Source organism: Kocuria soli, from assembly GCF_003797835.1.
In the GTDB taxonomy this organism is placed as follows: Bacteria; Actinomycetota; Actinomycetes; order Actinomycetales; family Micrococcaceae; genus Kocuria; species Kocuria soli.
The window spans coordinates 47,499-65,386 of record NZ_RKMF01000018.1 but is presented as its reverse complement, the minus strand read 5'-3'; the positions used below and the strand labels follow the sequence as shown (position 1 = coordinate 65,386).

Annotated in this window: 16 protein-coding genes and 1 riboswitch; of the genes, 6 read left to right on the top strand and 10 right to left on the bottom strand. The window is 66.9% G+C overall.

Annotated features, from left to right (window positions below; all coding sequences use genetic code 11):
- On the top strand, positions 1-203 hold a 203-nt coding region (locus tag EDL96_RS13825), incomplete at its 5' end, for a hypothetical protein (protein WP_233568888.1).
- A 232-nt stretch (positions 204-435) separates the two neighbouring features.
- Here EDL96_RS13825 and EDL96_RS12495 read toward each other — a convergent pair.
- Positions 436-2,622 (bottom strand): 3-hydroxyacyl-CoA dehydrogenase NAD-binding domain-containing protein, encoded by a 2,187-nt coding sequence (locus EDL96_RS12495; RefSeq protein ID WP_123826570.1) that lies wholly within the window; start codon positions 2,620-2,622, stop codon positions 436-438.
- Positions 2,623-2,774: 152 nt separating this feature from the next.
- On the opposite strand from EDL96_RS12495, the gene EDL96_RS12490 reads away from it, so the two are divergent.
- The gene (locus EDL96_RS12490; RefSeq protein WP_123826569.1) at positions 2,775-3,341 is read left to right on the top strand and encodes a GNAT family N-acetyltransferase; all 567 of its coding nucleotides are present in this window, start codon (positions 2,775-2,777) and stop codon (positions 3,339-3,341) included.
- A gap of 14 nt (positions 3,342-3,355) precedes the next feature.
- Here the strand turns inward: EDL96_RS12490 and EDL96_RS12485 are convergent, their stop codons facing one another.
- The 6 genes from EDL96_RS12485 to EDL96_RS12460 form a co-directional block, all read right to left on the bottom strand.
- Positions 3,356-3,841, bottom strand: coding sequence for an acyl-CoA thioesterase (locus EDL96_RS12485; RefSeq protein ID WP_123826568.1), 486 nt, complete (start codon positions 3,839-3,841; stop codon positions 3,356-3,358).
- 122 nt (positions 3,842-3,963) lie between these two features.
- Positions 3,964-4,587, bottom strand: a complete 624-nt coding sequence (locus tag EDL96_RS12480; protein ID WP_233568887.1) for a methylated-DNA--[protein]-cysteine S-methyltransferase — start codon at positions 4,585-4,587, stop codon at positions 3,964-3,966.
- 31 nt (positions 4,588-4,618) lie between these two features.
- Positions 4,619-5,401 carry a DUF4870 domain-containing protein gene (locus EDL96_RS12475; RefSeq protein WP_123826567.1) on the bottom strand — a complete coding sequence of 261 codons (783 nt, stop codon included), beginning with the start codon at positions 5,399-5,401 and terminating at the stop codon, positions 4,619-4,621.
- Between the two features lie 99 nt (positions 5,402-5,500).
- Positions 5,501-6,682, bottom strand: coding sequence for a cystathionine gamma-synthase (locus EDL96_RS12470; RefSeq protein ID WP_123826566.1), 1,182 nt, complete (start codon positions 6,680-6,682; stop codon positions 5,501-5,503).
- Positions 6,679-8,067, bottom strand: a complete 1,389-nt coding sequence (locus EDL96_RS12465; protein WP_123826565.1) for an O-acetylhomoserine aminocarboxypropyltransferase/cysteine synthase family protein — start codon at positions 8,065-8,067, stop codon at positions 6,679-6,681. The genes EDL96_RS12470 and EDL96_RS12465 overlap by 4 nt, the downstream gene beginning before the upstream one ends.
- Positions 8,068-8,116: 49 nt before the next feature.
- A riboswitch (SAM riboswitch) is annotated at positions 8,117-8,226 on the bottom strand.
- A 34-nt stretch (positions 8,227-8,260) separates the two neighbouring features.
- Positions 8,261-9,649, bottom strand: coding sequence for an acyltransferase family protein (locus EDL96_RS12460; protein ID WP_158609617.1), 1,389 nt, complete (start codon positions 9,647-9,649; stop codon positions 8,261-8,263).
- Between the two features lie 217 nt (positions 9,650-9,866).
- Between EDL96_RS12460 and EDL96_RS12455 the strand changes: the two genes are divergently transcribed.
- The 4 genes from EDL96_RS12455 (at position 9,867) to EDL96_RS12440 (ending at position 14,120) form a co-directional block, all read left to right on the top strand.
- Positions 9,867-10,418: an alpha/beta fold hydrolase gene (locus EDL96_RS12455; protein ID WP_123826563.1), complete on the top strand. Its 552-nt coding sequence runs from the start codon at positions 9,867-9,869 to the stop codon at positions 10,416-10,418.
- A 158-nt stretch (positions 10,419-10,576) separates the two neighbouring features.
- Positions 10,577-11,800 carry an NAD-dependent epimerase/dehydratase family protein gene (locus EDL96_RS12450; RefSeq protein WP_123826562.1) on the top strand — a complete coding sequence of 408 codons (1,224 nt, stop codon included), beginning with the start codon at positions 10,577-10,579 and terminating at the stop codon, positions 11,798-11,800.
- A 7-nt stretch (positions 11,801-11,807) separates the two neighbouring features.
- Positions 11,808-13,022 carry a glycosyltransferase family 4 protein gene (locus EDL96_RS12445; RefSeq protein ID WP_123826561.1) on the top strand — a complete coding sequence of 405 codons (1,215 nt, stop codon included), beginning with the start codon at positions 11,808-11,810 and terminating at the stop codon, positions 13,020-13,022.
- A 189-nt stretch (positions 13,023-13,211) separates the two neighbouring features.
- Complete coding sequence (locus tag EDL96_RS12440; RefSeq protein WP_123826560.1) at positions 13,212-14,120, top strand: serine hydrolase; 909 nt, start codon at positions 13,212-13,214, stop codon at positions 14,118-14,120.
- Positions 14,121-14,180: 60 nt separating this feature from the next.
- On the opposite strand, the gene EDL96_RS12435 is transcribed toward EDL96_RS12440, so the two are convergent.
- From EDL96_RS12435 to EDL96_RS13820, 3 genes are all read right to left on the bottom strand, one after another.
- Positions 14,181-15,239 carry a hemolysin family protein gene (locus EDL96_RS12435; protein WP_123826559.1) on the bottom strand — a complete coding sequence of 353 codons (1,059 nt, stop codon included), beginning with the start codon at positions 15,237-15,239 and terminating at the stop codon, positions 14,181-14,183.
- Entirely contained in the window at positions 15,236-16,723 is a 1,488-nt protein-coding gene (locus tag EDL96_RS12430; protein ID WP_233568886.1) for a hemolysin family protein, read from the bottom strand. Before EDL96_RS12430 ends, EDL96_RS12435 begins: the two co-directional genes overlap by 4 nt.
- Positions 16,724-17,089: 366 nt before the next feature.
- Positions 17,090-17,887, bottom strand: a complete 798-nt coding sequence (locus EDL96_RS13820; protein WP_233568885.1) for a C40 family peptidase — start codon at positions 17,885-17,887, stop codon at positions 17,090-17,092.
- Position 17,888 lies beyond the last annotated feature (1 nt).

Sequence of the window (17,888 nt, the reverse complement as noted above, 5' to 3'; positions counted from 1 at the left end):
AAACCCGGCCGAAAACCCACCCCACGATCACGGGAACGAAACCCCAGGGCAGGCATCAACCAAACAAACAAAAAATTTGGTATCAACAAACAAACAAAACACTATTGAGTTCTCAAACAACAGGACGACAAGACGTCGCTTCCGGCGGTCATGTCTGGTTGTGCCTTCAGCGCCTCTTCAGCGCTGCGACCGGTAAAACTTAACCTGTCCCTGTCTCTTTGCCAAATCCGCACATGGTGCAGTCTGCAAAGGAAGTTGGGTTGGTTTGCCGGTCCGGCATCGTCTTCGCGTCGTTCGTTGCCCTTCCGGGCCCCGCATCGCTCGCGGCGACAGGTGAATACATTACATGCGACCACCCACCCCCGCAAGGCGAGGGCAGGCGACTCGCATCACACCCTGGTCAGCACCCCACCGTCGGCCGTGAGGCCTGCGACATCATTCCTTCGCGGCATCCGCGAAGCGGCGTCCCAGAACCTCCAGTGTGGCGCCCACTCGATCCAGGTGTGGCGTGATGCCACCCAGGAAGAACGGCCAGTTCGCCCCCAGAACCATGCAGACGTCAACGTCCTCTGCCCGGGCGATCACACCCTCCTCGAGCATGATGCCGATCTCCTCAGCCAGGGCAAGTTCCACGTCGCGGAGCAAGGCACTCGGTTCGACCGTTCCCTGCCGCGCACGGGACCGCGGATCGGGCACCGTCTTGACGCGAGCCGCTTCGGCCGCCGCTTCGAGGTACGGCCGTGGCGGAGCCGTTTGCCCGTCGCCATCCGACGTGTCCCCTTCCGCGGGTCCGGCCTTCGTGGGCAGGACCTTTGTGATGCCCTGCGCCACCACCTCGGCCATCCACGGGGACACGTGGAACCGGTCGGGGTACGCGGCGTGCATCGTCTCCCCGACGTGATGGAGGACGGCCGGCCCGACGAAGTCCAGGAGCTGGAGTGGAGTCATGGGGAGTCCCAGTGAATCCAGGGCATGATCGGCCGCTCCCGGATCCATGCCGTCGTCGATGGCCTGCAGGACGGGGTCGAACATGCGCAGGAGGATTCGGTTCACCACGAAGCCCGGGGCGTCTGCCACCCGTACGGCGGTCCGGCGCATGGCCGCTGCCAGGTCGAAGGCCGTCGAGAGCGTCTCCGGGTCGGTGGTCGGCGTCGTGATGATCTCCAACAGCGGCGTCGAGTCCACGGGGTTGAAGACGTGGAAGCCCACGAACCGCTCGGGATTCGGCACCGCCTCACTCATCCGGGTGACGGAGAGCGACGACGTGTTCGTTGCCAGCACCGCGTCGGGCCGCAGGACGCCGGCCCAGTGCCCGAGCACCGCCTGTTTGATCTTCATGTCCTCCGGCGTGGCCTCGATCAGGAAGTCCACGTCGGCCAGGTCGGCGTCGGATGCAGCGCCCGTGACCAGGGCTGCCAGGGTTTCGGCCTCCTCCGGTGTCATCCGGCCCTGGTCGGCCTGGCGTCGGAAGCGCTCGGAGACCCAACGGACTCCGTTGGCCAGCTGCTCCTGGTCGATGTCGGTGAGGACCACCGGAACCCGCAGAGATCGGGCGAACAAGGCCGCCAGCTGCCGTGCCATGAGGCCGGCCCCGACAACGCCCACCTTGCGAATCTCCCGACCCGGGACATCGGGGCGGTCGGGAGCCCGCCGGGATCTGCCGTCGACCAAGCGGAAGGTACGCAGACAGGCCTTGGCGATGTCGCCCGTGACGAGTTCGCCGAAGGAGTCGGTCGCTGCCGCGGCGCTTTCCGACCGGGACTGGGTCTCCGCGGCTGCCACGAGGCCCAAGGCCGCCAGTGGTGCCGGGGCCGCGCCGTGCCACTGCGCTTCGGCCCTTGCCCTTGCGCTGTCCACGGCCTCCTGCCAGGAGCCTCCGTCGGGCTTTGATTGCTCGGCACCGCCGCGGGGCGCTTGCGAATCGTCCTCACCCTGGGTGAGGAGGTCTACGACGGCGGGCTCCCAGGCGGCGTCCCATGCGTCGTCGTCCGGCCCCACGTCGAGGAGACGATCAACCAGCCCGAGGTCCAGGGCCTCCGAGGGCCGCACGTGGCGGCCACGAACGGAGTTGAACACCATCGCGTCGATCGCTGCCGAGGGGCCGATCAGGTGCGGCAGCAGGTACACCCCGCCCCACGCGGGGAAGATCCCGAGCCTGCATTCGGGCAACCCCAGGGGGCCACCGCCCGCGTGACCGATGCGGTGGTCCGTGTGCAGCGCCAACTCGAGTCCGCCGCCCAGGGCCTGTCCGCTGAGCACGGAGAAGGTGGGGACCGCCGCCTCCGCCAAGCGGCCGAAGGCCTCATGGCCCGTGGCGATGTACTCCGCAGCCGAGCCCTCCTCCTGCCTGTGGCGAATCTCGTCCAGATTCGCCCCGGCGCCGAAGGAATGTCGGTTGCCGACGACGACGATCGCCTCAACCTGGTCCTGATCGATGCCGTCGACGGCGTCGCGCAACTGGGTGAGCGCCGCGGAGCTCCAGATGACGAGACCCCCGGAAGGTCGCGAGTCGAGGCGGATCACCGCCGTGGGGCGTTCGCGTCCGGGCAGTACGCGGTTCTGGACCGAGATGTCCACGGTCGAGGGGAACTGGTCTTGTTCCAGGGGCGCGGGGCTGGCCATCGTCGTCGTTTCCTCCGGGAGATCCGAGGCGGTGAATTAAGTGGTCCTGTGGGTATCACCAACTTTGGTGTGACCTTACCCACAACGACGGTCCGAGTCGAGGGCGGACCCGGGGCGGCGACGGGGTGGAAACGGCAAGTAAGGTGAGCGTCGTGAAGGATCTGCTGCCCCTGGAAACCGAGCGCCTGTATTTCCGTCGTTTCACGGAAGCCGACCTGGAGGAGATGCACTCCTACCAGTCCCGTGAGGACTACGCCCAGCATGCATGGCGGGGGCCCCGCTCGTGGGAACACTCGTACCGCGTGATCGCTGAGCACCGCGGCCCGCGTGCATTCGTGGGAGACGGGGATTCCGTGCGCTATGCCTTCTCGCCCAAGGGTGGCAACGGCGAGCTCTACGGTGAGATCGTGCTGACGCTCGTGGACGCCGAGTCCAAGCAGATCGAAATGGGCTGGGTGGTCAATCCGGCGCACACCGGTCAGGGCCTGGCCTCCGAAGCTGCCACGGCCGCCATTCGAGCTGTGTTCGAGCGACTGGACGCGCACCGCGTCTTCGCGCGACTGGATTCCCTCAACGTCAGTTCCGCGAAGGTCTGCGAGCGCCTGGGTATGCGGCTGGAAGCCGAACTCAAGGAATCACACTGGCAGCTGGGCGAATGGCGCGACGAACTGATCTACGCCATCCTCTCCCACGAAATGCCGTCCGACCCGGACAACTGACGCGACCCCGGACCTCACTGGTTCGGTCGGACCACCGGAAGTGCCGTTGTCGGGACCCTGTCCCGCTCGTAGGTGATCTCCGTGAACCCGTGCGGAGCGGGCACGCCGTCCTGGTCGAGATTCACGAACACGATCTTCTCGATCGTGAGGATCAGGTGCCGGGTGATCATGTTGCGGACCTGAGCGGTCATTGTGATCGAGGTGCGGCCGAAATGCGTGGCGCGAAGACCCATCTCGATCAGATCACCCTGGCGTGCGGAGGACACGAAGTTGATCTCCGACATGTACTTGGTCACGGCCCGCTGGTTGCCCAGCTGCACGATGGCGTAGACGGCAGCCTCTTCGTCGATCCAGCGCAGCAGGCTCCCTCCGAACAGCGTCCCGTTCGGGTTGAGGTCCTCGGGCTTGACCCACTTACGCGTGTGGAAGGTGACGATGTCGTTGTCCTGCGGGGCTTCCGTGTCCGGGGCATGACCGGCAGCGGCCTGGTTGGGATCCATACGATCCACAGTAGGTGCGGAGTCCGGGTTGCAACAAGACGCCCGCGAAAGCGCAGGCAGATCAGCGAGTTACCCCAGAGCAGCGCACCGCCCCGGTGCGGCGACGAGACCCCCGCGCAGCCTCAGAAAAGCCCGGGTGTCCGCGGCAGCGAGCCTTCGAACTCCAACAGCGAGCGCTTGCGTTCAAGGCCCCCGGCGTAACCGGTGAGACCGCCGTCGGCCCCCAGGACCCGATGGCACGGGACGATGACCGACCACGGATTACGCCCGACGGCCTGGCCCACCGCTTGGGCCAGGCCGGCCCCTCCCAGCTGTAGGGCCAACTCCCCGTAGGTCGTGGTCTGCCCGAACGCGACATCACGCAGGGCCTGCCATACGGGCGGCCGTAAGCCCTGCGGCTTGGAGTCCAGCGCGAGAGGGAGGTCGAAGTCCCGGCGCTCACCGGCGAACCACTCCTTGAGCTGTTCCGCGGCCCTGGACAGCAGTGGGTCCTGGCCATCGTCGGCAGTGCCGAGGACGACGGCGTCCGGGAAGTGCTTCTGCCCTGCGAACCACGCACCGGTCACCGCCGGGCCGCCGTCGAAATCACCCACCGCCAACACCATGTCACCGAGTGGGGTGGGCACCAACCGGTGCCGACTCTCCACGGGTGCCGGCAGGTGGACGGAGTCCGTTCGGAGTGGATCGTCATCCGCACTCGGGCGCACGGCACCTTGCCCGGATTCGGTGGGGTTCATGTCGCTCATGATCACGTCCGTGGGCGAAGGGCGGGGCGGGTCACTTCAGGATCGGGATCTCGAAGGGGTACTTGTACGCCTGCCCCTGGTTTGCGGCCATGGCCCCGAAAATTCCGAAGATCACCTGCACCACCAGAACGGCGAACACCACCAGGATCGTGAGCGGGATGAGCAGACCGAGGCTCACGAACCCGGCAATCCAAGCCACGACGCTGACGACCATCAGAGCGAAGTTGAAGTTGAAGGAACCCGCACCGGCCTGGCGGACCAGCGGATCCTTGTCCTTGTAGATGGCCCACAGGATCAACGGCGCCAGGAACCCTGCCCACCCCGCGGACAGCAAATACAGCACGGGCGCGGACAGATGCGTGACCAGGGCCATGGTCCGGGCCTCCTGCGGAGGCATCCCGCTGAACTGGTACGGACCGCCGGGGTTCGGCGCGCCACCGTAGTTCGGCTGCTGCCCGTATGCCTGCTGGCCGTAGTTCGGCTGCTGGCCGTACCCATGCCCGGGCGCGCCGTACTGCGCCCCATCGTTCTGCGGAGCCCCGTACTGAGGTGCGCCGTTCTGGGGAGCGCCGTACTGGGGCGCGCTGGTCTCGGGTGCCCCGTACTGCCCTGCGCCGTACTGCGGCTGACCAGATTGCGGCCCACCCGGCTGGTACCCCGGCTGTTGGCCGTACTGCGACGTCGTGGCGGAGGAGCCGTTGGCATCCGACCCGGCACCGGGCCCAGCACCGGGCTCGGAGCCGGAGGGGTCCTGGACGGGACCAGCGGCGCCGTCGTCGTGTGAAGCGCTGCGATCGCTGTCATCGGTGGTCATGGTGAGGATCTCCTTGCGCATCTAAACGCGTCAGTCGGTACGCATCGTCATTCGGACCCGGGGGCCCGGGTCCAGGTTAAGCGCATTGCGCGTCACGGGTCACGATGTGAAGGCGCGCTCCAGGTCCTCCAGGTGGTCCTCCAGGTCCTCTATGCCCACGGAGAGCCTGACCAGGTCGGTCGGGACCGCTTGGTCCGTGCCGACGACGCACCCGTGGGTCATTTCCGAAGGCCAGCAGATCAGGGACTCGACTCCGCCCAGGGACACGGAGAGCTTGTACATGTGCGTGGACTCCGCGAATCGGCGCGCGGCCGCCTCTCCGGCCGCGAGCCGGAAGGACACCATTCCGCCGAAGCCGTCCATCTGCCGCGCCGCCAATTCGTGTCCCGGGTGGTCCGGCAGCCCCGGGTACAGGACCTCCGCCACCTCCGGTCGCTCGGTGAGCCATTGCGCGATCCGCCCGGCATTGGCCTGGTGTCGCTCCATGCGAAGGGCCAGCGTCTTCAGTCCGCGTGCGGCCAGGTAGCTGTCCTGCGGGCCGGAGACCGCTCCCCCCGCGAACTGCTGGAAGGCCAGCAGTTCAGCAAGGGTGGCTCCGGGCGAGAACCCGTTGACCTCGGCAACCTCCCAGGCCTTGTCCGTGACGACGACGGCGCCGCCCAGCACGTCCGAATGGCCGCCCACGTACTTGGTCGTGGAGTGCACCACGACGTCGGCGCCGAATTCGAAAGGACGCTGGAGATAGGGCGAGGCAAAGGTGTTGTCCACGACCAGCAGCGTTCCGTGGTCGTGGGCGAGCTGCGCCAGCGTCGCCAGATCGGCGATCCCCAACAGCGGGTTCGTGGGTGTTTCCACCCAAAGCACACGGGTCTTGTCCGTGAAGGCTCCGCGAACCGCGTCGGGGTTGGTGACGTCCACGGGCGAATGTGCAACCTGCCAGGGAGCCAGGACCCTGGAGATCAGCCTGTTCGTCCCGCCGTACCCGTCACCGCCCAGGATCACGTGGTCCCCGGGGCGCAGCAGGGCACGCAGCAAGGCGTCCTCCGCGGCAATCCCCGAGGCGAACGAGAACGCCCGGAACCCACCTTCCAGGGCGCACAGTTGCTCCTCGAAACCGTTGCGGGTCGGGTTGGACCCCCGCGAGTACTCGTGTCCGTCCCGCAGGACGTTGATGCCGTCCTGGACAAAGGTGGAGGTCTGGTAGATCGGCGGAATCACGGCACCCGTGAGGCGGTCGGGTTCCTGCCCGGCGTGGACCGCCCGCGTGGTGAACCCGCTCATGCCCGCGCCTCCTGCGCGGACTCGACGTCCGAGGTCCGTGCCGAGGCGGGGCTGGTCCTCTGCAGTTCGTCCAGGGAGGACTGCAGGTCGGCGATCAGGTCCTCGGCGGCTTCCAAACCGATGGACAGACGCAGCGTCTCCCACGTGATGCCAGCGGCCAACCGCTGCTCCTCGGTCAGGCGACAGTGCGTCATGGCCGCCGGGTGGGCGACGAGTGACCGGACGTCACCGATGTTGGCCACCAGCTTGAACAGGCGCAACGAGTCCACGAATTCCGGCACGCGCTCGGGGTCGCAGTTGAGTTCGAAGGCGAACACCGCGCCCGTCCCCGAAGGATAGTCCCGTTCCGCGATCCGGTGATCCACGGAGGATTCGACGACGGGGTGGTGCACCCGCCGGACAGCCGGGTGGCCGTCCAGGAACCGTGCGATCCGTGCCGCGGAATCACTGTGCCTGCGCACCCGCAGGTCCAGGGTCTCCATTCCTTGGATGATCTGGGAGGCGTTGAACGGCGACAGGGTGAGGCCGAGGTCGTGGACGAACTTGGCACGGCACAGGTGGAGGAAAGGTGAGCCCCCGCGGCACTTGTCCACGAGGCTCTGGTGGCCCCACCGCTCACGCGGGCTCGTGAACTGCGGCCACCGCTCGGGCCGGGCCTCCCAGTCGAACCGCCCGGCGTCCACGATGACCCCGGCCAGCGCCGTGCCGTGGCCCCCGAAGTACTTGGTGGCCGAGTGGACCACGATGTCCGCCCCGTGTTCGATGGGGCGGTACAGGACCGGCGTGGCCAGTGTGTTGTCCACGACCACGGGAACACCGGCCTCGTGTGCGACCTCGGCAATGGCGTCGAGGTCGGCCAGAGTGGACAGCGGGTTGCCGATGGATTCCAGGAAGAATCCTCGAGTCTGATCGGTGACGGCCGCGGCCCACTGGGAGGCGTCCGTCGGGTCCACGTAGGTCACGGTGACGCCGAGGTCGGCCAGGGTGTCGCCCAGGAGGTCCACGGTGCCGCCGTAGATCTTCTCCGAGACGACCAGGTGCTTGCCGGGCCCGGTGCTCACCAGCGCCAACAGTGCGGCGGCAACAGCGGACTGACCCGACCCCAGGGCGAGACCCGCGATCCCGCCCTCCAGATCAGCGGAGCGCGCTTCCAGAACAGCCACGGTCGGGTTACCGGTACGGGAGTAGGTGAAGCCCGGCTGGGTCTGAGCGAACATGGCCGCCGCGGAGGCGTGATCGGGGAACTCGAAGGCCGAGGACTGGTAGATCGGCACGGGAAGGGTCGCCTGGGTGGGCGAATCGGCCGAACCGCCGCGACCGGCATGGATCTGCCGAGTGGCCAACGAGGACGAGCCGTTGATGGTTGCCGAGGGCGAGAGCGTCATCTCGGTACCTCCAGTGGGTTGGTGCTCTTGACCTGCACGGTCACCCACGGAGTTGTTCGTGCGCTGCGGGCGGTGCAGGCCGCTTCGTCATCCGAACCACCCGTGAACATGGGGTTGGTGTGCGCTCAAGTCGGAGCTTGGCGAACGCATCTCGTGAAGCCCGCTCAGCCTATCCCACTTCGGCGATGTTGCGTCACATGTTTCGCCGCTGCTCAGTCTGTAGGGACGCTTCGCCTTCGGGTGCGTCGGCAGGCCGGCGCAGGTCAGGGGCCCACCGCAAGAGAACCGCGGCGGCCAAGTAGGCCACCGCACCCACGGTCACCAGGACCGGGTTGAGCAGGAACCGGATCTCCAGGACCACCGGCACTATCAGCAGAATCACCGCAAGGACGACGGCCGCGTAGTGGGGCGTGGAAGGTACGACGGCGAGCGCCCGGGCACGCGTGGCGGGCGGCAGGACCGCCGTCGTCTCCCACCGACCGAACATCCGGACGACGGCCAGCGCCCCCGCCCAGCAGATGAGCGCCAACGGTATCCGCCACAGCCACCAGCGGCCGCTGGCCGGTTCCGGTTCGGGAGCGTTCGACAACCACCACACGGACATCACCAGGACGATGACGGGCAGGTGCCACAGGTAAAGGGTCACGGGCCGGGATCCGATGAGCCAGGCCGCTGCCTGGACGGGTCGCCAAGACATGAGGCGGGACAGGGCCGGGGTCAGCGCCTGCAGGAGGCAGGCCTGGCTGAAGCCCAGCACGACAAGCGTCAGACTCGGTGGATTGAGACCGGCCAACATGTCCCGTACCCACCAGCCCGTGCTGACCAAGGCCCACAGTGCCAGGTACCCGGCGCCGGCGGCGAGGACCATGACCGGGCCGCGAGCACGCGCCGCGGTGCCGTCCGCCCGGAAATAGCCCAGTTGATGGATCGTCACCCAGACGGGCCCGAGGGACAACAGCCCCCACCAATGGTCTCCGGTGACCAACCGCGGAATCTCAGCGGCTGCACACACCACCAACAAGGCCCCCAGGCTCAGGTACGGATGGCGGCGATGCGCAGCATGGGTCAGAGGCACGAGGGCCAGGCACAGTGCGTAAGCACCCAGGAACCACAGGTGCATCCCCAACCCCGAGAGCGCCAGGCGAACCTCCCTCACCGGCGCCCCGGCCGCCAGTGCACCAGCTGTCACGACCGCCAAGGACACCCAGAGAACGGCGGCCGGTTGGGCCAGTCTGAGCAGTCGCCCCCGGATCCAGCACAGTGCCTTGGCACCGACCGAGGCACCCGGGCCGTCGGCGAACCGGGCCCAGGAGACCGCGGAGGAGAACCCACCCACCACGAAGAACAGCGGCATGATCTGGACGATCCACGAGAACCACCAGAACCACGAGTGACGGGTGGGTGCCATGGTCAGGGAAACGCCCCCGGTCCCCGGAACCGTGACCAGCGTGACCAGCAGGACGTGCGCGCAGACCACCAGGACAAGGGCTCCCACGCGGGCGGCATCGACCGCCAGGTCCCGGTCGCCCACGGGCCCGGGGACGTCCAGACCGTGAGCGGCCACACGAGTCGCCTCAGCCACGCTCGCCCTTCCTCCCGTCACGACGCCCCGCTCCAGGGCCTGCGCTGCCCCCGCCCGTCGAGGTGATTCCACCACAGCCCGGTCAACCGCCACCAACCTCCCCTGCCAGAGCACATCTTCGGCCAATCCGGTGACTGCGCTCCTGGGAAGTGCGAAACTCTAAGAACACTTACCAGCAGGGTGTCCGGGAACACTGGACGCGCAGAAGGAGCCTCACATGGTCAACCGCATTCTGTACCTGCACGGCGCAGGTGACGACGACGGCCCGGACGACGAGATCGCCCGGGAACTCCGTGCCCACTGGCCGGACGCCGAGATCATCGCCCCACAGCTCCCGCCGACCGACCGCCCGGATTCCGCGCAACTGTGGCAGCACGAAATCGCCCGTGCGATCCGTGAGCTGCCCGACGAGCCCTGGATCCTGGTGGGCCATTCCCTGGGCGGGTCCGAGGCACTGCGTTTCCTGTGCCTGCGGAGGCCAACGATGTTGCGCCGCACGGTCATCGTGGGCGCGCCCTTGTGGGAGGCGCCGGGCCCGGGCCAGGCACACGATGAATCCCACCCCTGGTGGGGCCCGGCGTGGGCCCTCCCCCTCCACGCGGACAGGGCACTGGCCGATCTGGACGTCGTGATCGTGCACTCCGAGGACGACCCCGTGGTACCCGTGGCCCACGCTCATCGGCTGGACCGGATGCTGTCCAGCGCCCGCCTGCAGATTGCTCACCGAGGAGGCCATCGCCCCGTGGACTGGATTCGGCGGGCCGCCTGAGCCGACTCCGCAGGGTGCCCCGTCCGCCAGGACAACCATCTGCCAGAATTGAGGGACTCGGTGCCCGTGGTCAACGGAGCATGGCCGGACCGCCCGCACCCAGACCGACGGCGCAGCGGGAAAGCACCGACAGGACGCACGCTAGAAACGGAGACCACGTGAAGATCGCAATCCTCGGCGGCGACGGATTCTGCGGCTGGCCGGCCGCCCTGCACCTTTCCAACAAGGGACACGACGTCGTCATCGTGGACAATCTCTCGCGGCGGCGCATCGACGACGAACTCGATGCCCAGTCCCTGACCCCGATCCGTCCCCTGGTCGAGCGGCTGCACGCCTGGACCGAGGTCACGGGCAACGTGATCGATCACGTGCACCTGGACGTGGCTCAGGACTACGAGGGGTTGCTCGACCTGCTGGTCACCCAACGCCCGGACGCCGTGGTGCACTTCGCGGAACAGCGTGCCGCTCCCTACTCGATGAAGACGCCCCGCACCAAGCGTTACACCGTGGACAACAACGTCAACGCGACCCACAACCTCCTGGCTGCCATTGTCGAATCCGACCTGGACGTTCACGTGGTGCACCTGGGCACCATGGGCGTCTACGGGTACGGCACCGCCGGGATGAAGATCCCCGAGGGCTACCTGGACGTGGAGATCCCCCACGAGGGCAGGGACAACATCGAGACGCAGATCCTGTACCCGACCAACCCGGGCTCGATCTACCACATGACCAAGTCACTGGATCAGCTGCTGTTCGCCTTCTACGCCAAGAACGACCGGGTGCGCATCACCGACCTCCACCAGGGCATCATCTGGGGCACAAACACCGCCGAAACACTGCTGGACGAACGCCTGATCAACCGCTTCGACTACGACGGCGACTACGGCACCGTGCTCAACCGCTTCCTCATGCAGGCGGCGGTCGGCTACCCCTTGACCGTGCACGGCACCGGTGGGCAGACCCGCGCGTTCATCCACGTCCAAGACATGGTCCGCTGCGTCGAGATCGCGTTGCAGAACCCACCCGCACCGGGCGACCGGGTCATGATCCTCAACCAGATGACCGAGACCCACCGGGTGCGTGATCTTGCCGAACTGGTGGCCCGCATCTCCGAGGCCGAGGTGGAAATGGTGCCCAACCCCCGCCAGGAGTCTGCCGAGAACGAACTGCACGTCACCAACGACACCTTCCTGGACCTGGGGCTGGAACCCACCACCCTGTCCGAGGGACTGCTGATGGAGGTCGAGGACACCGCCCGCCGCTACGCACACCGTGCGGACCTGTCCAAGATCCCAGCCACGTCCCTCTGGAACAGACGCACGCACGCAGGGATCCCGGCATCGATGGCCGCTTCAGCGACCACACCCGCCGAGCGCTGAGTCCTCCGTGCGCATCGCCCTCTACACCGAGGTCTTTCTGCCCAAAATCGACGGGGTGGTCACGCGCATTCTCCGTACCCTCGAACAACTCGAGGCGCTCGGGCACCAGGTCGTGATCTTCGCGCCCGGCAAACCGCCGTTGTCCTTCGCGGGACACACCGTGGTTCCGGTGCGTTCGGTCTCGTTCAAGCCCTGGTATCCCGAAATCAAGGTGGGACTGCCCACCGGGCGGATCGCCACGCACATGGCGAATTTCCAACCGGACATCGTGCACGCGGTCAACCCCATCTGGCTGGCCGCCTACGGAGTCCTCTCGGCTCGTCGTCGTGACCTGCCCCTGCTGTCCTCGTTCCACACCGATGTTCCGCACTACACCGATGCGCTGGGTCTTTCCCTTCTCCGGCACCCGTCGGAGAACTGGCTGCGCTGGCTGCACAACCAGTCCGAGGTGAATCTGTGCACCTCAGGCCCCATGGTGGAACGCGCCCGCAGCGTGGGCGTCAGGGACGTGGACCTGTGGCCCAAGGCGGTGGACACGGCCGGATACCACCCGTCCCGGGCCAGCCGAAGCATGCGTGAGCGACTGACCGGCGGGCACCCGGAGGCGCCCTTGATCGTCTACGTCGGACGGGTTTCCAAGGAGAAGAACCTGGACGACTTGGTGGAACCGATCCGCCGGTTGCCGCAGGCACGCCTGGCGATCGTGGGCTCCGGGCCCCACAAGGAGCAGCTCGAACGGGAGTTCGCCGGGACGAACACCGTGTTCACCGGGTACATGTCCGGGGAGGAACTCACCGAGGCCTACGCGTCCGCGGACGTTTTCGCCTTCCCGTCACGTTCCGAGACCTTGGGACTGGTGGCTCTGGAGGCCTTCGCCTCCGGCGTGCCCGTGGTCGGTGCCCGCGCCGGCGGCATTCCTTTCGTGATCGACGACGGCGTCACGGGGTTCCTGGCCGAGCCCGGAGACGCCGACGATTTCACGCGACGCTTGCAGGACCTTGTCGAGAACCCGCAGTTGCGCTCCTCCATGGGAGCGGCTGCGCGCCAGGAAGCCCTGCGGTACTCCTGGCGGGCTTCAACGAACCGGCTGGTCGAGTTCTACGAACTCGCCGTCCAACGCCATTGGCAGCGCCACGTGCCACCCGGCCCTTTCCTCAAGACTTTCGGATCGGCCGAGTACCGTGCGCTGCGCTTTACCCGGGCCAGGAATCGAAACTCCTAGTCGGCGTCACTGCCTGTAACACGCCGAGTCACCCTTGCATTCCCACTTGCAAAGTGAACTGATGGGGGGTGGGGTGGTGACGTGCGGCAACGTGGGACCAGGCGATCATTACTGGCGGTGTGCGCCGTGTTGGTGACCGGATGCGGCTCGGCGGAGGAACCTCCTTCCGATGCTCCGTATCCGTCGTCAATGACCACGGAACAGGCCGAGGAGACCGGGGTCGAGTACCGGATGATTCCCTCCGCTTGTCTGCTGGAGACCTCAGCGGCGGACGCCGACGTCGAACAGGCCACCGCCGACTCGGACGTATCCGCCCCGTGGCTGGCCGCCCAACCGGAGGACGACATGCAGGCCACGCTCGACAAGGCGGTGGAGGGTGCCCGGGCCGACCTGGGCATCGAAGTCGGAGTCGCCGTCCGGAACCGGGACACCGGGGAGACCGTTCTGGTCAACGACCAGCGCAGTGCCAGCGCGGCGAGCCTGTCCAAGGTGGTGGTGGCCATGAGCTTCCTGCGCCAGCAGGATGCCGCCGGCCAGGAGCTGCCGGCGGGCGACCGTGCCCTGTTGGCGGATTCGATCTCCAAAAGCGGCAACGAGTCCACTGCGGTTCTCTTCGGTCGCCTCGGGCCAGACGACGCTGCTGCCACAGATGCCCTGGCCGACACCTATGACCTCCTGGGCACCGAGGACACCGTGCCCGAACTCGGGTGGGGAGCGGAGTCCACCACGGTTTCGGACCAGTTGAAGGTTGTCGACGCGCTGGCCGACCCGCCCGACTGGCTGGGCGCGGAGGACGCCGCCCTGCTGCGTTCGCTCATGTCACCGACGCCTGGCTACCCGAGCTACTCCCAGGGCTTCGGCCTGGGGGTTCTGGCGAACCCCGCCGTCGTACCGGAGAGTTCCGTGGTGGAGGGGGTCACGGTCAAGAACGGGTGGCTTGCCGAAGACGACGGCCAGTGGTCGGTCTCTACGATCGGCCAGGCCCGCGTCGACGGGACCCCGTACGAGATCGTGTTCACCACGCACGGAGCTCCCAATTCACCCTGCGGGTTCACGCTGCTGGACGATCTCACGCTGCTGGTGGCCGACAAAGAGTGACCGATGAACGGACCCCCGAGCCGTGGAATCAGCTCGGGGGTCGCAGTTCAACCGGTTAGATCAGCGTGGACGCGGCATGTCCGTGGCGTCACGGACCTCACCCACGAGTTCCTCGAGCACGTCCTCGAGCGCAACGATCGCGCGCTGTCCCTGCGTCTCGGCCGAGCCTTCCACCAGCGCCAGGTGCGCGTTGTTGACCTGCATTCGGCGCATGACGCTCTGCAGCTTGGCTTCCTCGGGCACCGTGCCGAGCTGGTGGAGGATCGATCGATCGAAAGGCTGGTCCCGCTGTTCCGGGGCCAGACCGAGGACGTCCTTGGTGTGAACGTAACCCTGCAATTCACCGTCGGGCCCGACCACCGGGAACCGGGAGAACCCGGTTTCGGCGGTCAGCCGTTCGAGGTGGGCGTTGGTGGCGTCATGGGCCACCGTGCGCATCTGCTCGAACGGAATGGCGACGTCGGCAGCCGTCAGTCGCTCGAAGTTCAGGGCACCCGTCAGCAGGTGGATTTCATCGGAGTCCAGAAGCCCGACCCGTCCGGATTCGGCGACGAAACCGGCGACCTCGTCCGATGTGTAGGCCGAGGCCACTTCATCCTTGGGCGTTGCGCGAAAGCCGTAACGCACCACGAGGTTCGCCGTCTCGTTCATCAACCAGATCACAGGCCGCAGGACGACGACGAAGAACCGCAGGACGGGACCCAGGGCCAACGCCGAGGCGGCCGGCTGGGCAATGGCGATGTTCTTGGGCACCATCTCACCGATCACCATGTGCAGGAAGGTGACCACCAGCAGCGCGATGACCAGCGCGATCGGGTGGACCAGGAACTCGGGCACACCCACCATTTCGAACAGGGGCTCGATCAGGTGGGCGATCGCCGGCTCACCCACGGAGCCGATCAAGAGCGAACAGGCCGTGATCCCCAGCTGCGTCGCGGCGAGGGACGTGGAGACGTCCTCAATGCCCTTGAGTGCGGATCGGGCGGCTCCCGAGCCATCGGCGGCCCTGGGTTCGAGCTGGTCGCGGCGGGCCGAGACCATGGCGAATTCGGCCCCCACGAAGAAGGCGTTGCCCAGCAACAGGAGAACAAGGACCAGAACAGCAAGTGCGTCGCTCATCGTTGCTCCCCCGGTCGCAGCGCGGTGTCCAATTCAGGACCCTGCCCGTCCTCGCTGGGCCCGCTTCCGGTCGGGTCCTCAACGGTCTCGTACTGCACGGGTGGTTCGCCCGCTTCCTGGTCGTCGTCCTCCTGCGGGAGACGGTTCACGATCACCCGCTCGACGCGGTACTGGTCCATCGCCCCGACTCGCAGTGACAACCGGCCCTGGGTGGGCAGGTCGTCCTCGTCCCGGTGCTCGTGGTCGGTGCCCTCCACGGTCACTTCGTCTCCGACTTCGGGCAGGCGGTCCAGCATCTCGCCGATCAGGCCACCCAGGGTGTCCGTCTCCTCCCCCTCGGGCAGGTCGAGTTTGACGATCTCTCCGAGTTCGTCCGGCCGCAGCAGGCCGGAGACCACGATCGATCCGTCCCGCCGACGCCGGTACTTGGCCAGCGTGGTGTCCTGTTCGTCGTCGATCTCGCCGACGATCTCCTCGATGAGGTCCTCCAGGGTCACGATCCCGGCCGTTCCGCCGTATTCGTCGACGACGATTGCTATCTGCAGACCCGGCTGGCGGAGTTCACGCAGGAGGGGGTCCAGGGTCATGGATTCGGAGACCACGGTGGCCTCGCGGGCAATCTTGTGCGCCGGCGTGCTCACCCGCTCCTCGATCGGCACCCCCAGAGCGTCCTTGAAGTGCACGATGCCGATGATGTCGTCCACGCTCTCACCCATGACCGGGTACCGGGCATGCCCGGTCCGCGCGGTGAGGTCCAGGACGTCCTGCACGGATTCGTCCTCCACGAAGGTCACGCGAGGCCGGGGCATCATGACATCGGCAGCGGTGCGATCGCCGAATTCGATAGAACGTGCGACCAGTTCGGCGGTGGCCGGGTCCAGTGTTCCTTCTTCACCCGAGCGGGACACCACGGAGATGAGTTCCTCTGCCGTCCGCGCGTTGGCGACTTCCTCCTGCGGATCGAAGCCCAACAGCCGCAGGATCCCGTTGGCCGAGGAGTTGAGGATGCGGACCAGCCAGCCGAGGAGCAGCATGAAGAGATTCTGCGGACGCACCACCAGACGGGAAACCTTGATCGGTTCCGCTATGGCCCAGTTCTTGGGGACCAGTTCACCGAAGACCATCTGGACGAACGTGACGACGACGAAGGCCCCGGTGGTGCCGATCGCGGTGACCACACCGGCAGGCAGATGCGTGGTCCCGAGCCCTTCACTCAGCAGGACACCCAGGGAGGGGGCGGTCAGGTAACCGGCGACCAGACTCGAGATGGTGATACCGAGTTGGGCGCCGGAAAGGTTCGTGGAGGTCTTGGACAATGCCTTGTCCACGGCTCCCGCTATAGCGTCACCCGAGTGCACACGCTCTCGGATGGTGTTCCGATTGACCGTGAGGTAGGCGAACTCCACCGCGACGAACAACGCGTTGGCGAAGATCAGGAGAAGAAGAACGACCAGCAGGATCAGTGCCGAAACGATCGTGCTCAACGGGCGTTCACCGCCGTCGTCGTCAGGCAGCCAGTGATGTGCAGATCATGAGAGCGGGAGCTGTTGCCGTAGTGGCAACTTCGATACTCCGCATCGTCCGGTGTGGCCACGCGGCGGGCGCCGTGGGTCGTCCGGGATATGTCGTGAGGCATGAGGTCAAGTGTAAAGGGTCGGGCCAACAGGCCGCACAGCTCAGCCCCACGTACGCTGTGAGCCCAAACGCACCACTGGGCCCCTGACCCCGTACACGCCGGAGGCGGCGGACCGTGTGGTCCGCCGCCTCCGGGCAGGACGTCCAAGACTGACTCGGATGTCAGGCGCGTCACCGCGCCGAAAGGGTGATCACCGCAGTGATCGCTGCGCGAATCAGAAGGTCACGTAGCTGTCAACGCTCATGGCGTTGACCGAGTGGACCTGGGTACCCTGGCTCGGGTTCAGAGCGGAGATCATCTGACCGTTGCCCAGGTAGATGCCGACGTGGCTGCCACCGTTCTGGATGACCAGGTCGCCCGGCTGCGGGTTGGAGGTCGGGGTGCCTGCGGCACCCTGAGCAGCAGCAGTGCGGGGCAGCTCGATGCCCTGCTGAGCGTAGACGTACTGGGTGAAGCCAGAGCAGTCCCAGGCGCCCGGGGTGGTGCCGCCGTAGACGTAGCCGGAGCCCACGTAGCCCTGAGCAGCGCCGGCGATGCCGGAGGTCGAGCCGGAGCCGGTGGACTGGGTGGAGACACCCGAGGAAGCCTGAGCAGCCGGGGCCTCGTTCGAGGAGGAAGCCTGGGCGGCGGGGGCCTCGTAGGAAGCGGAAGCCGGGGCAGCCTCGTTGGAGGAAGCCTGGGCCACCGGAGCAGCGTTGGAAGCAGCAGCCGGAGCGGCGTCGGAGGACGAAGCCTGAGCGGCCGGAGCAGCGTTGGAAGCAGCAGCCGGAGCCGAGGAGGCGCCGTTGCCGTAGTTGTAGGTCGGGTTGCCGTTGGCGTCGAGGGTCCAGGAGAAGGACCAGCCGTTGGCCTCGGCAGCGGAGTAGTCCACACCATCGAAGGAGGTGGGCAGCGTGCCGGTGTAGCTCAGCTCGGGCATGGCCGAAGCGGGAGCAATGGTGGCTGCAGCGGCGACACCGGCAACTGCGATACCGAGGCCGGTGCGACGAGCAACAGTCTTGACGTTCTGCATT

Excerpts from the sequence above, each read along its gene's own strand:
- EDL96_RS12440 (WP_123826560.1), top strand. The coding sequence starts at position 13,212 with ATGACCACGGAACAGGCCGAGGAGACCGGGGTCGAGTACCGGATGATT.
- EDL96_RS12485 (WP_123826568.1), bottom strand. The coding sequence starts at position 3,841 with ATGGATCCCAACCAGGCCGCTGCCGGTCATGCCCCGGACACGGAAGCC.
- EDL96_RS12435 (WP_123826559.1), bottom strand. The coding sequence starts at position 15,239 with ATGAGCGACGCACTTGCTGTTCTGGTCCTTGTTCTCCTGTTGCTGGGC.
- EDL96_RS13820 (WP_233568885.1), bottom strand. The coding sequence starts at position 17,887 with ATGCAGAACGTCAAGACTGTTGCTCGTCGCACCGGCCTCGGTATCGCA.
- EDL96_RS12475 (WP_123826567.1), bottom strand. The coding sequence starts at position 5,401 with ATGACCACCGATGACAGCGATCGCAGCGCTTCACACGACGACGGCGCC.
- EDL96_RS12470 (WP_123826566.1), bottom strand. The coding sequence starts at position 6,682 with ATGAGCGGGTTCACCACGCGGGCGGTCCACGCCGGGCAGGAACCCGAC.
- EDL96_RS12495 (WP_123826570.1), bottom strand. The coding sequence starts at position 2,622 with ATGGCCAGCCCCGCGCCCCTGGAACAAGACCAGTTCCCCTCGACCGTG.
- EDL96_RS12480 (WP_233568887.1), bottom strand. The coding sequence starts at position 4,587 with ATGAGCGACATGAACCCCACCGAATCCGGGCAAGGTGCCGTGCGCCCG.
- EDL96_RS12465 (WP_123826565.1), bottom strand. The coding sequence starts at position 8,067 with ATGACGCTCTCGCCCTCGGCAACCATCAACGGCTCGTCCTCGTTGGCC.
- EDL96_RS12455 (WP_123826563.1), top strand. The coding sequence starts at position 9,867 with ATGGTCAACCGCATTCTGTACCTGCACGGCGCAGGTGACGACGACGGC.